8 protein-coding genes are annotated in these 13,935 nt (G+C 37.9%); 4 read left to right on the forward strand and 4 right to left on the reverse strand.

Annotation, left to right across the window (positions count from 1 at the left end; translation table 11 throughout):
- Nucleotides 1–56: 56 nt before the first annotated feature.
- The 4 genes from ACFOWA_RS20415 (at nt 57) to ACFOWA_RS20430 (ending at nt 8,005) form a co-directional block, all read left to right on the forward strand.
- Complete coding sequence (locus ACFOWA_RS20415; RefSeq protein WP_154281210.1) at nt 57–2,636, forward strand: beta-L-arabinofuranosidase domain-containing protein; 2,580 nt, start codon at nt 57–59, stop codon at nt 2,634–2,636.
- Between the two features lie 506 nt (nt 2,637–3,142).
- Nucleotides 3,143–5,341, forward strand: a complete 2,199-nt coding sequence (locus ACFOWA_RS20420) for a GH92 family glycosyl hydrolase (protein ID WP_378988872.1) — start codon at nt 3,143–3,145, stop codon at nt 5,339–5,341.
- A gap of 253 nt (nt 5,342–5,594) precedes the next feature.
- A complete protein-coding gene (locus ACFOWA_RS20425) occupies nt 5,595–6,767 on the forward strand; it encodes a hypothetical protein (RefSeq protein WP_154281208.1) in 1,173 nt (390 codons plus the stop codon).
- Nucleotides 6,768–6,865: 98 nt separating this feature from the next.
- A complete protein-coding gene (locus ACFOWA_RS20430) occupies nt 6,866–8,005 on the forward strand; it encodes a hypothetical protein (protein WP_378988874.1) in 1,140 nt (379 codons plus the stop codon).
- A 109-nt stretch (nt 8,006–8,114) separates the two neighbouring features.
- On the opposite strand, the gene ACFOWA_RS20435 is transcribed toward ACFOWA_RS20430, so the two are convergent.
- The 4 genes from ACFOWA_RS20435 to ACFOWA_RS20450 all read right to left on the reverse strand — a co-directional run bounded on the left by ACFOWA_RS20435 (nt 8,115) and on the right by ACFOWA_RS20450 (nt 13,769).
- Entirely contained in the window at nt 8,115–9,152 is a 1,038-nt protein-coding gene (locus ACFOWA_RS20435; protein ID WP_167515688.1) for a hypothetical protein, read from the reverse strand.
- An 80-nt stretch (nt 9,153–9,232) separates the two neighbouring features.
- The gene (locus ACFOWA_RS20440) at nt 9,233–10,294 is read right to left on the reverse strand and encodes a hypothetical protein (protein ID WP_154281205.1); all 1,062 of its coding nucleotides are present in this window, start codon (nt 10,292–10,294) and stop codon (nt 9,233–9,235) included.
- A 105-nt stretch (nt 10,295–10,399) separates the two neighbouring features.
- On the reverse strand, nt 10,400–12,445 hold the full coding sequence (locus tag ACFOWA_RS20445; RefSeq protein WP_378988876.1) for a glycoside hydrolase family 31 protein: 2,046 nt from the start codon (nt 12,443–12,445) through the stop codon (nt 10,400–10,402).
- A 217-nt stretch (nt 12,446–12,662) separates the two neighbouring features.
- Nucleotides 12,663–13,769, reverse strand: a complete 1,107-nt coding sequence (locus ACFOWA_RS20450; protein ID WP_378988878.1) for a hypothetical protein — start codon at nt 13,767–13,769, stop codon at nt 12,663–12,665.
- Nucleotides 13,770–13,935: the final 166 nt, after the last annotated feature.

A 13,935-nucleotide genomic window follows, 5' to 3' on the forward strand; every position in this document is an offset into this window, starting at 1 on the left:
AATTTAATAAATAGCTAGACGTTAAAGATATTACGTCTAATAACCTTAATTCACAAATGAAAAAATATACGCTACTGCTTTTTGTAATTTCTATTTTCATCCTACAAGCACACGGTCAGGGGCTGTTACTGAATGGTAAATGGAAGTACAATTTTGCCGATAAAAAGAATTACTCGGATGCTGATTTTGATGACAAAGCCTGGAAGGAAATTAGCGGAAAACTGTCTTGGACAATGGCTGAACTACCAAAAGAAAGTCCGATAGTGTGGCTAAGAAAAACGGTAGTAATACCATCAAGCCTTAAAAAGGAACTCAATAAAACAGGTGCATTGGCCTTTTTTATTGGACAGACCGACCAAACCTATGATGCTTTCTTTAACGGCAAGCTTATAGGAACCACCAAATCTGGCGATACCAGAAAAGGGTATTTGGTTAATCCTGCACAAATTAAATGGGATGAAGAAAATACATTCGCCATACGGATGAAGCACTGGTGGAGCTATAATACCTTAGAAGGAATGCCGGAGTTTGGGGCTGCGCCGCCTGCTCAAATGTTTGTTTTTACGGTTGGTGCAAAAGGTATAACCAACAAGCAACAGGTGAGTAATAAGGAGATCACCTTCACCTGTACTGTTCAAAATAAATCAGAAAAGGCTGTTGATGGGATAATAAAAGCAGATTTTTTTGATCTGGATCATGTAAAACTCAGTTCTTTAGAAAAAAAGGTAAAACTGAACAGTGGCAGTAATACCGTTGATTTTGTTTTTAAATCTACATCTCCATTTCTTAAAATAGAATACGCTGTAGTGGTGCCAGAATATCAATATACCGGACTATGGAACGATGAATATGGCTATAAAAATATCCCATACCATGTCGCGTTTCCTGTAATTGCAAATAAAGTAGGCGAAGAGTTTAAACCGGCCGCGTTAAATAACCAGAAACTAACAGGCTGGTTAGGCGACAAAATGAAGGTCAATATAGAAAAGCGATTATATCGGATTGACGAAGATAAAATACTAGGATCATTTATTAACCGGCCAGGCAACCATCCATGGATAGGAGAGCATATTGGCAAATTTTTGGAAGCTGCCTGTAACTCCTATGAAAATACCATGGATCCTGCTTTGAAAATACAGATAGACCGTAGTGCACAAAAATTGATCGCAGCGCAGTTAAGCGACGGCTACCTGGGTACTTATGCCATGGATAATCATTGGACAGGATGGGATGTTTGGTCACACAAGTACGATCTTATCGGGCTTTTGAAGTATTATGAAATTTCAGGTTTTAAACCAGCATTAAAGGCTGCCGACAAAATAGGCGATTTACTATGCCAAAAATTCGGCACTGCAAAGGGACAGAAAAATATCTTAAATGCAGGTGGGCACGTTGGCATGGCAGCTACCTGCATTTTAGATCCAATGACAGACCTTTACCGTTTTACCGGGAATAAAAAATACCTGGATTTCTGCTATTATATTATCAAAAGTTTCGATGAACCAAAAGGGCCACGAATAATTTCGACGCTCGGAACCTTGGGTCGGGTAGATAAAACAGCTAATGGTAAAGCTTACGAAATGCTTTCAAATTTAGTTGGTGTTATAAAACTGTATAAAATTACAGGCGACACCTATTATTTAACACCAATATTAAATGCTTGGAAAGACATTGTGGCTAATCGCTTGTACATTACAGGTACATCTAGCTCTAAAGAACACTTTATGGATAACCATTTGCTGCCTGCCGAAACTGAAGACAATATGGGAGAAGGCTGTGTTACTACTACTTGGGTGCAACTAAACTACCAGCTCTTCTGCCTAACAGGTAAAATAGAGTACCTAAACGAATTGGAACGTTCTGTTTATAACCACTTAATTGGGGCTCAAGATCCACATACTGGTTTTGTAAGCTATTACACACCTCTTATGGGTAAAAAAGCTTGTATTGATTATCAGTCCTGCTGCGCTTCTAGTGTGCCTCGCGGCATAGCCATGATCCCGCTTTTCGCAAACGGAAAGATTAAAGGTGCACCTTCTTTCTTTTTATATCAGCCAGGTGTTTTTAAAACTAACTTGGATAATAAAGAAAAAACCTCGGTTGAGTTTACTACCCAAACCCAGTTTCCTACAAACGGAAAGGTAAGCATTGTTGTAAATCCTGCCATAGCCAGACAGTTTGCTGTTCAATTGCGTAAGCCATATTGGGCAGATGATTTTACTGTTTGGGTAAATAATAAGAAACATAAAACTACCTCAACCGATTTTGCAACGCTTGACCGAGTGTGGAAGAAGGGCGACAAGATTGACATCACTTTTAACATTGCAACCAAGGTGTTAAGCGGAAGCATTAGTTATCCCGGAAAAATTGCCATTCAGCGAGGCCCGCAAGTTTTGGTAGTAGATAACATGCTTAATCAGAAGGCTTCAGCAGATATTCTACTAAATGGAAAACAAATTAAGTTAAATGCGGTGAGTTCAGTTTTGCCAGCAGATTGGGCAGGCAATCAGGCTTATGAGGTCTTAGGAGCAGCGAACGGTAAAGAACAAAAATTAATACTAGTGCCATTTGCAGATGCAGGCCAAACGGGTGGAACTATAACTACATGGCTTTCTGATAGAAGTAAAATGAAATAGTATTTCAGTTATATGACCTGTAAACATAATACTACTGTCATATTGGCGGCAGTATTATGTTTACAGGTATTCTATTCTTCTTAATCTTATTGTGATTTTTCTTACCTAAAATTTTGCGCCTTTATTACAGAGAGGACATCAATGTCATAGAACCGTAGTGAAAAGAAATTTGGCTTTTGACTAATTACAGCAAAAAAAATATCCATATCAGCAAATTTACCTCAAAGCAAGTGCCGTAATTTGAGATTAATAAGTCTCTATTTAATAGTATAGACTTAAAAAATTAAATCGGTATAGCCTATAACTATAGCCGTAATTGTAACCAAATATCAATCATGCATAATTATCCAAGTGCTAAGCTAATAGAAATATTCCCTATGTACTTATTTACAAGAATGAATTTGAGCGTACAACGCCATCATTTCTAAACGTAGCTACAGTCAGCATTTTACCATCTCAAAAAAATATAAAGATAATAACAAGCAACAATTAATTGACTACAAATTATGATGATTAAAAAGTTAAGCACTATGGGTATTGGGTTGTTAATATCCATTCAAAGCTTTTCACAAACTAAACTGGTAAACTATATTGACACCAAAATAGGAGTGATTGATACTCGAGGAAGCAATTGTATCATTGGTCCGCAACTACCTTATGCAAGTATCAGCCCATCTCCGCAAACTATAGACGGAGATCATGATGGTTACCATCCAAATCGACCTATCAGAGGGTTTGGTCAATTGCATGTAAGCGGTACAGGCTGGGGAAAGTACGGCCATTTCCTGATTTCTCCTCAAGTAGGACTTGCTGTAGCTCCAGATAAGCACGATTCTCCTAAATCAAAAGAAATTACCACGGCATACTACTACCAAACTAATTTAGACCGTTATAACATTGTTGCTGGCGTTGCGCCCACACATCATGCTGCATTATACCAGTTTACATACCCTAAAACAGATAGTGCTTACATAGTTTTGGATGCTACCCAAAGCATTGCAGATTTTATACCCAAGCTAGGTTATAAGTTTAGAAAATGCGACGTAGAAATACTGCCTGAAAAAAATCAAATTCGTGCATCCATAGAATGTTCAGGAGGTTGGGCTTATGGCTATTATAAACTTTATTTTATTGCACAGTTTAACAAGTCATTTTCTGAAAGTGGCGTATGGAAAGACAATACATTGAAAAAAGGTGAATATGCCATGTCTTTAGATAAGGATGCAGGGCAACGTGTTGGAACATTCTGCCGCTTCAAAACTCAACAGGATGATAAAATTTTGATGAAAGCTTCTATTTCCTTTTCGGGATTTGAAAATGCTGAAAAGTACCTCAATAATGAAATTAAAGGATGGAATCTAGAAGATGTGGAAAAAGCGGGTATGCTTGCTTGGGAGAACAAGCTGCAGCATATTAAAATTGAAACCAACTCTGAAGCACAAAAAAAGATTTTTTATACCGCAATGTATCATACCATGATTCAACCCCGTGATCGTACCGGCGACAATCCAAATTGGAAAAGTAACGCTCCTTATTGGGATGATAATTACGCCTTATGGGATACCTGGCGTTCGGCCTTCCCCTTGTTCATGTTAATTGATCAAGATATGGTTCGTGGTAACATTCAATGCTTTGTAGATCGCTATAAACATAATGGTGCTGTACGTGATGGCTTTGTAGCTGGCATTGAAATGGAGGAAGAGCAAGGTGGGAATGATGTAGACAATGTAATTGCCGATGCCTATGTTAAAGGCCTTAAAGGTGTAAACTGGCAAGAAGTTTATGGGTTGGTAAAATATAATGCAGAAAAAGAACGTAAGGGTTTAGTTGCCCGCAATCAACAAAATCCGGAATATAAGGCCAACAATGGCCGCTATAAAGAATTGGGCTGGATTCCTGAATGCTTTAACAGTAACTCTAACACGCTTGAATATGCGTATAACGATTTTTGCGTAGCACAATTAGCCAAAGGTTTAGGGGAAACCGCCGATTATGAAAAATTCATTAAAAGAAGTAAGGGATGGACAAATCTGTGGAACCCTAACCTAGAAAGTGATGGCTTTAAAGGTTTCATTGATGCTAAAAAAGCCGATGGATCATTCATCAATCAAGATGCTAAAATGTGGGGAAAATCATGGGTAAACCCATTTTATGAGGGTACATCATGGACCTATAGCTATTTCGTTCCGCATGATATAAACCGTTTGATAAAATTGGTTGGTGGAAAGGAAATGTATGCTAAACGACTTGAATATGGAATGAATAACAAGCTTATTGACTATGGAAATGAACCTTCATTTTGGGCTTTGCGTTCGTTTAACCACGCTGGGCGACCAGATCTAACCTCTAAATGGGTACACTGGATATTAAATAAAAATTACGACACTACCGGCTATACCGGCAATGATGACACCGGGGCGATGACTTCGTGGTATATTTTGTCTGCCGTGGGTTTATTCCCTAATGCTGGTCAGGATATTTACTACCTGAACGCACCACTTTACAAAAAATCGGTGATAACGTTAAGCAATGGAAAAAAGTTAAGTATAAGTGCAAATAATTTATCGGCTAAAAATATCTACATCAAATCATGTAAGGTAAATGGAAAGCCATGGAACAGTTCTGTTATTAGGCATAAAGATATTGCAAATGGCGCTACTATAGAATTTGAATTGGCAGCACAGGCGGGTAATTGGGGCAAATAGTATAAAATTTAATAATTAACAGGATATAACTATGCAAAGAGAAAGATGCAAATAGATTGTCTTGAACACATCAATAAGCAGATAAACATTGATAATTAAAGAATTTCGGTCTTTTTTAATCTATGAATTTTAAGTTAATAGTCATTTGCTTTTTATTGATAACATTTCATTCAATATTCTGATTTAAGTTAGGATAGAATGAATATGATAACAATTTACTAATAACAACCTAACCAATTATAAACCAAAAATTATGAAAAAGAAATTCTTTTTTAGCAGAATTTACGCTGTAATATTGCCAATGGCATTATTGAGTGCTTGTTCAAAAAATGCAGATCCTGAGGCAAGTTTAGCTTCTGAAGGTAGTAAATCTGCAAAAATAGTTGCCTTGGGTAGTAATGCTACAGAAATAGCTGCTACCCCTTCTCTCGTGTTTCAGTCGGGTTTTGAGCCTGGCAGTGGTAATACCAATTACCCCCAAATAGCTGCAAACCCGACTGGCCAAGGTGAGGATATTTTAGGTAATACCCTAGGCTTAACATCAAGCGATTGGACTTATCATTTAGAACTCAAAACGCCGGTGAAATATAAGCTCTTCCGAATTAATTATGAAGGGGGAACGTATACCGATCGCCAAGCGCAAATAATAACCAACCCTGTAAAAAATGTAAACAGCAACAACAGCAACACGGTATTGAGATATCGGCTTACTAATGCTACAATACCCGAAGGTAATTATATGAAAGGACGTGTGGCAGCCGAATTATTTTCTCAATCACTTGCACCTGGTGCTACAACTGCAGATAAAGCAGTAGCTTCTAATGTCACGGAATATTATCAAAAGGTTAAGTTTTACTTACCAACTGATTTTGATCTCTTACAGTCTTCCACGTTTCCTTTACCTTATACAGGCGATTGGTTATTATTATGGGAATTCAGAAACCATATACCAACAACTACTGGCAAAGATTCTCGAGTAGCAATATATGTCACACGAGCCAATAATACCAGTACAACAAAGTTTCACTTTATTATGACTTGTGATGAAATGGGTGTGGGCGGGCCACCTGTAAATATTTGGAAAGATGAGAATTTCAATTATACAATAAATTCTGGCAGATGGCTAGAAGCGGAAATTTACCTGAAACAGGGTGTAGGTAGTGCAGGTAGAAACTACTTTGCAATGCGCAATGTAAATGCGAATAATACTGGTACTTGGTACAAACTCACCGATAAATATGCTACCAATATTCATCACAATAATACAAACCCACAGGGCTGGAATGGATGGAATCCAATGAAGGTATATTGCAGTGCGCCTGTTCTTCAACCTTTTCAAAGTGCTGGCAAATCATTTGTAATGTATTGGGATGATCTTGAAATTCAAGAAAACAAACTTCCTACCCCTGGCGCTATAGCACCTTAAAATGTATGGTGTTAAATAATAAGAAGGTGACTTGCTTAAAGAAACTTTCTTTTATTAATGGTATAGTAAACTTAAAAAATAGATTACGATCTAATATTATGACAAAAAAACCTTTACTTTTCGCTATTCTTTTACTTACAATGGTATATTCATGTAAGAAAGGAACAAAAACGGCTATTGTTGTTACACCACCAATTGTTACGCAACCTCCTGCAGTATCTAAAGCAGAGGAATTTATATTTCAGTCTGGATTTGAGCCAGGAAGCACTGCCAATACTAACTATCCACAAATAGTGGCTAACCCAACTGCTCAAGGAGAGGATATTAAAGGTAATACCACAGGCTTGATGAATAGTGATTGGATCTATGATTTAGAAACAAAAACGCCAGTAAAATACAAGCTTTTCCGTATGAATTATGAAATGGGAACTTATACCGATCGAAGAGCCGAAATAATTCCAAATTCTGTTAAGGATGTGGGTAGCAACAATAGCGACAACATATTAAGTTTTAGGCTTACTAATGCTGTAATACCGGCAGGGTACACAAATAAAGGTCGTGTGGCTGCAGAACTATTCTCACAATCGCTTGCTCCTGGTGCCACAACGGCAGATTTGGCCGTATCATCAAACATCAGGGAATACTATCAAAAAGTTAAGTTTTATTTACCAAACGATTTCAATCTTCTTCAAGCCTCTACTTTTCCAGTGCCAAACGCAGGTGATTGGTTGCTATTGTGGGAATTTAGAGATCATGTACCCACCACCACAGGGAAAGACTCAAGAATAACGATTGATATTACTAGGCCAAACAATTTAAGCACAACAAAATTTAATTTTGTAGTTAGCTGTGATGAAATGGGTGTAAATGGTGCACAACCACTAAATATATGGAGTGTGCAGAACACCAATTATAAAATACCAACTGGCAAATGGTTGGAAGCAGAAATTTATATTAAAGAAGGTGATGCTGGTACAGGCAGAACTTATTTCGCAGTTCGTGAGGTAAATGCTACCAATACAGGTGTTTGGAATAAGTTGTGTGATAAATATGCAACTAATATCCATCGCAATAATACCAGTCCTACGGGTTATAATGGCTTTAACCCGATGAAATTATACTGCAGCGAGGCTGTGGTTAAACCTTTTCAAGTTGCAGGTAAATCTCTACAGGTATATTGGGATGACTTGGAAATGTACGAAAACAAACTTCCTAGCGTGGGCGCTATAACGCCATAGCAGTAGGTAAATCGGCTGAAAGGTATAAATTCCCGGTTGCGCAAGTTGCCGGGAATTTTATTGTTTAATCGCTGTTCTATTATGAAGCGGATTCTTCGATTGAAGAAAATTATGGCCTTTTATTTTTCCAAAACTTAAAATCATCCCAATACACTTGGAAGATGCCATTTCTAGCGTTCATCTGATTTACCATGTTATTAGAGGTATAAAGTTTAATTGGATTGATGTCTCCAAGCCCGTCCGGATTGGGGTCATCTGGATGGCAGGTATCTTCTTTAAGGTCATAAACTACCGTTTTAGTGCCGCCATCTGGTGTAACTGCAAAATAAAAGCGTCCGTTTCCTTTGTTACCATCTTTGATATAATACTCTATGGTCATCCATTTACCAATAGGAGCTTGAAAACCGGTGTTAGATTTTTCCCATACGGTTACAAATCCGCTTACTAATTTCTGGGCTTCAACTTTGAAAAAGAATGGAGAGCCAACGGTGCCAGGAGCAATTTTGCTAAGCGTAACACCAAAACGGAAAGGATAGGTAGCCCCAGGATTCCATTGCGCATTATTCCAAAACTCAAATAGGGTAATCCAATCTCCACTTGCTGGGTATGCAGAATTAACAAGCTTGTTAAAGTCTGTAGGTATAAATAGGCGTACAGATTGGTATACTTCCTTCAAATCGGTATTGCCGTAAATATCCATTTGTATTCTGGCTTTTTTATCGAAAACAATTCCATTTACCGTATACTGAGAGCTTGCCGGAATGGCAATATGAGGTGTAAGTAATTTATAATTAAGCACTTTGTTGCTCGGGTTTAATGGTTCTGCTACAATTCTGGCCCTACGCTGGGTACTATCACCTTCTTCATAGTAATTTCTTACATAACCAACGTTCGGATGGTTTGCGAAATCAGTTACCCAATCATTCTTTGTAGAGAACGTAAGATCTTTACCTCTAAATTCATCCATCTGCGCATTAGTTTGTATGATGGTAGTGTTTTCAAAACCAGAGTTAAATATCAACTCTGAAGTTGGTACAGGACTGATGTCAATTGGATTAATAGGTGGTGAGGACACTAGTGGACTGTTTTTTTTGCTGCATGCAAAGAAGAAGCACATGGATACTAACAAAAAAGAATATTTTTTCATGATATATTTGGTTTTTTATAGCTGATCATATTTATTGTTTACTAAGCTTTATTAAAAAAGTACAAGCAATTTTTAAATTATTAAGGTTGCTTATCTCTCCAAATTCTAAAATTATCCCAAGATACTTGTAACGATTGAGGATTAGTACCTGCTTTTACAGCGTCGATAATAGTTTTAGAAGTATATAGTTTCATGGCGTTCCAACTTTGCACACCGTCTGGATTAGGATCACCTGGGTGCTGTGTCCAATTGTGATTAGTGCCGGTTGCATAATCAAATATTACTGTTTTAGTACCGCCATCTGGCGTAACAGCCATATAAAACTTACCATTATTACTGCCTGCTGTACCTTCTTTAAAATAGATGTCAACAGTCATCCAGGTGCCTAGTGGTACAACAAATGTAGAGGAAGAATTTTTCCAAACGTCTTGAAACGAACCGCTAACATCTTTTTGAGCACCTGCTTCAAAGTTAAAATTTTGCAAGTTTGCAGATTTCTTTAAAGTTATCCCTATTCTAAAAGGAAAATCATCTCCCCAGGTATTATTGTTCCAAAGTTCAAATAAGGTAAGCCAATCATGTGGATCGTATGTTGGGGTAGGTGGGACTAGTCGGTTTGGGTCATCTAAAATTTTCTTGAATGAGCTGTAATGAAGTTTCATTCTTACGCTTTGGTAAAACTCTTTGAAATATCCGCCAGTAACTGGGTCCTTAAAGCCATCAATTTCTACCTGTACTCTGGCTTTTGGCGGGTTTGCCGCAATGGTGCCGTTAGTAATAATGTATTTTAGAATGTTATTGGTACTGTTATCATCTGTTGTTATTACAGCTTTGCGGTCTGTAGATGTTCCCCCTTCGTAATAAAAGCGAAAGCTTTTTCCAAAATTTGAAGTTGTCCAGTCGTAGGGACTAACATTAATGCCGGTAAGGTCATCACGTTGTGGATCTACATAAGAAATAGCTGAATTGTTAAAATCTGATGACGCAACCAGTGTGCCTGTGGTGCTTAGCAACTGAAGCTGGTTTTCTGAAGTGCTGGATGAAGAGGCAGTGGTATTTGCTACCTCTTGGTTTTTCTTGCAACTGCCCATACATAATATTAATGCAGGAATAGTTAGCACTATTAAAAAAGAATTTTTCATACTTTGGTTTAATTAATAATTATTTGGTTAAAAAAATATTTTTAAATTGCTTGTACTCGTAACTTTCTTTTTATAAATTTTTTTATCGAACTCAGTGTAATACTTTTATTGAAATAAATTAACGGTAATCACTTGCTTTATCGTTGTACTTGGAATAGTAACAACGCTTGCATTTAAATCTTTTCGCCATACTACTTTCCTACTTTTCCCATTTACTTTGGCACCTTTCATCACTACACCAAGTAGCTCTATTTGATAGGCCCTTTTTAGCGGTTGGTCTTTATAACCTTGGCCGGCAACAGCATCAATGGTTATATCCGCTCCGTTCTTCGCTTGCAAATAATACAGGTTATTAAATGCATTTTTGCCCTTTAAATAATCGGTAGAAACACCATCATCTTCATAAAGCGTAAACATGTTCTTTTTACCCTCTGTTCCTGGATAGCATCGTATAACCAGGGTATCAAGCTTTGCGGTTGCCATTCGTTGGCGATAAGGTTGCATTGGCAAAGGGTAACCGCCTTTAACAAATAAGGGAGACTCATTAATATCTGCACTTACATCTTGTGTTGTACCTCCTTCGTATTTTTTATGGTTAAAGATATTAAACCAAGTATCACCTTCTGGAAACCAAACTTTTTGGTTAGCAATTAAATCTTTTCCTGTTCCGGGAGATACTATCGGGGCAGAGAGTAACAAGTCGCCAAATAGGTATTGTTGCGGATTATTGTACGCCTCTTCCTTGTCGGGATACTCGATATACATTCCTCGGTTTAAGGGGATTGTTTGACTATGGCATTGCCAAACGCTTGAATAGATGTACGGCATTAATTGCGAGCGAAGATGATAGACCTTTCTCATTGCTATCTCAGCCTGTTCGCCCCAAAGCCAAGGACGCCTGTCTAATTTTGAATCATAAGTAGAATGTATTCTTAATGATGAATTGGTAAGTCCGAATTGTGTCCACCTCACGTATTGTTCCGGATTACGGTCGCCAAAAAAGCCACCAATATCATGCGCCCAAAAAAAGCATCCAACGTTACCGCTATTGGTGGTAAAAGGCACTTCAAATTTCAGCAATTCCCAGGTTGATTTTGCATCACCAGAAAATTGTATAGGTGTACGGTGGCTTCCCCATCCCGCCCAACGGCTAAACAGAAGTCCTCGTTTGTTATCACGTTCTGAATTTTTAAAGTAAAGGTTGTTAAGCCAAGGTAAGTGTCGTAAGGTGCGGTAGCCCAACACATAAGGCATTTCCATATCTTGTTGCCAGTCTAGCCACCAAAAATCTACCCCCATATTCTCTAAAGGCTGCTGAGCATACTTAAAAAAGTTTTCCATGTACTTTTTATTTCCGGCATTAAACAACAAGTCTTTTTTACCCGTAGTGTCTTCGCCCATAGCTTTCATAAAATTAGGGTATTGATCTTCGTGATGGCGGATCCCATCATGAGGGTGATCATTCAGGGCAATAGCCAGACCGTCGTCTTTTAACTTATTCAGCAGACCTTGAGGATTGGGAAATAGTTTTTTGTTCCAGCTGTAGCCCGTCCATCCGTAAGAATCTGTATTGCCCAATCCAGTTGTGGCATCTTTTTGAGTATGCCAGCCCATATCCAATACCATTACATCAAGCGGGAAATCATGTTCCTTATATCCCTTAGCTATTTCTAAAAACTCATCTGCCGAGTAATCCCACCAGCGGCAATACCAGCTTCCATGAATATATTTACGATTCATAGGCACTTCACCACTTATGGTAGACAAGGCCTTGAGTGCCGTTTTATAATCATTGCCATAGGCGAAAAAGTAAAAATCGGACAGGTGATTTACAGAACGTTCGGCAATCCATCCATCTACAAAAATTTCTTTTCGGCTATCATCAATTAACTGACAACCGTTTCTGGATAATAAACCATTGCTAGTAGGGACTTCGCCCGTAATCTGATCAAGCGTAATCAGGGTTCCACCAAGGTTTTTATTATCCTTTTTATGCATCGCCCATTCATAATTTTTTGGCTTATTAAAAACGGTAATACGGATGTTAAGGTTGCTGAGCGGGTAGCCATCATCTATAAATTTTACTACCATTCTTTTGGTAGTAATGGTATACTTGTTTCCGTCTTGTTTAATCTGAAACTCATTGCTCAAGGCTGAGCGATTATGTGCAAAAAAAGAGTATTGTCTACAAATTTGTCATCCAAGGCATATTCCATTCGGATAAGTTCGGGGGTAATAACCGTGAATCTAGTTTTACCGATAACGATGGGATTAGTGCTTTGGGCAGTAACCTGGCTACCCATAAAAAATAGAAGTAAAAACAAAAACCTGTTTTTCATAAAGTTTATTTGTAAATTTTAAAGTGTATTTATTGTGGGCGTTTATTCTTCCAGAGTTTAAAATCGTCCCAATAAATCTGGAGTGTTTTCCCCTTAGATTTCACATAGGCAACAATTTCTGGTGAAGTATATAATTTCATCGGGTTATATCCTGTTAATCCGTTTGGAGCTGGATCAGTGGTCATGTGCGTAAAATTATGCACATCATAAACCACTTTTTTCGGCTCACCATCTGGGGTTATGGCTAGATAAAAACGGCCGGTTTCTTTATTGCCTTCTTTAAAGTAGTATTCCATGGTAAACCATTTTCCTATGGGTACTTTTACGTTTGTATTGTTATACCGCCAAACTTCTTTTTGGCCTGGGTCTTCGGCATTTAATAAAAAGTTTAAATCTGTTTCATTAGGATCTAGTTTGCCAATACACAAGCCATTCCTGAAACCATATTTCTCTTCTTTTACCCACCATTCGTTATTCCAAAATTCTGAAAGTGTAAGCCATGTTATTCTTTTAGGGTAATCTCGAAGCACTGCAAAATCGTTAGAAAGAAATACTCTTACCGACTGATAAAATTCTTTGAAACCTCCCTTGATGCCATATAGATTTGTTTGTACCCTTGCTTTTTGAAGTCCCAAATCTGCTGTCCATGAACCATCCAGCCAAAACTTAAGTACATGGTTGTTAGGGTTGCCTGGCTCTGGTACAACTTTAGCGTAGCGTTTAGAAGAATCGCCACCAGTGTATTGAACCTCCAGTATGCCACTTTTAATTACTGGTATAAGATCTTTATCCCAGTCGCTATTCCTTAGTTTTGCTCCCTTGCCAGCTAACCGTTCTATTGAAGCGCCATAATCTTTAGTACCAGGTATTGGCACAACTCGGGTTGTCCCTTCAAAATTTGATTGAATGATTAACTGGGGTTTCAGCTGTTTATTTTTTACCTCCTGCGCCCATGATGTGATTGAGATCATCATACCAATAGTTAAGCTGCAACTCGTTAAGAAAAGGGTTTTTTTCTGGGATGTATGTTCGCTGCTTTTGGCAAAAAGCCCTGAAAGACAGCAATCTAAATACTTGAGGTTAGTTGTCCCAGCAATCGATTGAGCTGAGGTTAATGCCTCCGGTTTTTGTATCATGTTTAGGTTTATAATTTTTATAAATGGTTATACTACAAATGACCAAATTTAAAATTATACCTTGTTGCTTGATTGGTCATTTTTGTAACTGTATTAGCTTATAACGTTCAAAAAACACGACGAGTGGTTTGTATATGGGCATCGCACCAAGTTATTTTCAGTATTT

The organism is Pedobacter lithocola (genome assembly GCF_042650845.1).
Classification (GTDB): Bacteria; Bacteroidota; Bacteroidia; order Sphingobacteriales; family Sphingobacteriaceae; genus Pedobacter; species Pedobacter lithocola.

Bases quoted from the DNA above. Each gene is read 5' to 3' on its own strand.
- ACFOWA_RS20425 (WP_154281208.1), top strand. From the start codon at position 5,595: ATGAAAAAGAAATTCTTTTTTAGCAGAATTTACGCTGTAATATTGCCA.
- ACFOWA_RS20450 (WP_378988878.1), bottom strand. From the start codon at position 13,769: ATGATACAAAAACCGGAGGCATTAACCTCAGCTCAATCGATTGCTGGG.
- ACFOWA_RS20420 (WP_378988872.1), top strand. From the start codon at position 3,143: ATGATGATTAAAAAGTTAAGCACTATGGGTATTGGGTTGTTAATATCC.
- ACFOWA_RS20440 (WP_154281205.1), bottom strand. From the start codon at position 10,294: ATGAAAAATTCTTTTTTAATAGTGCTAACTATTCCTGCATTAATATTA.
- ACFOWA_RS20435 (WP_167515688.1), bottom strand. From the start codon at position 9,152: ATGAAAAAATATTCTTTTTTGTTAGTATCCATGTGCTTCTTCTTTGCA.
- ACFOWA_RS20430 (WP_378988874.1), top strand. From the start codon at position 6,866: ATGACAAAAAAACCTTTACTTTTCGCTATTCTTTTACTTACAATGGTA.
- ACFOWA_RS20415 (WP_154281210.1), top strand. From the start codon at position 57: ATGAAAAAATATACGCTACTGCTTTTTGTAATTTCTATTTTCATCCTA.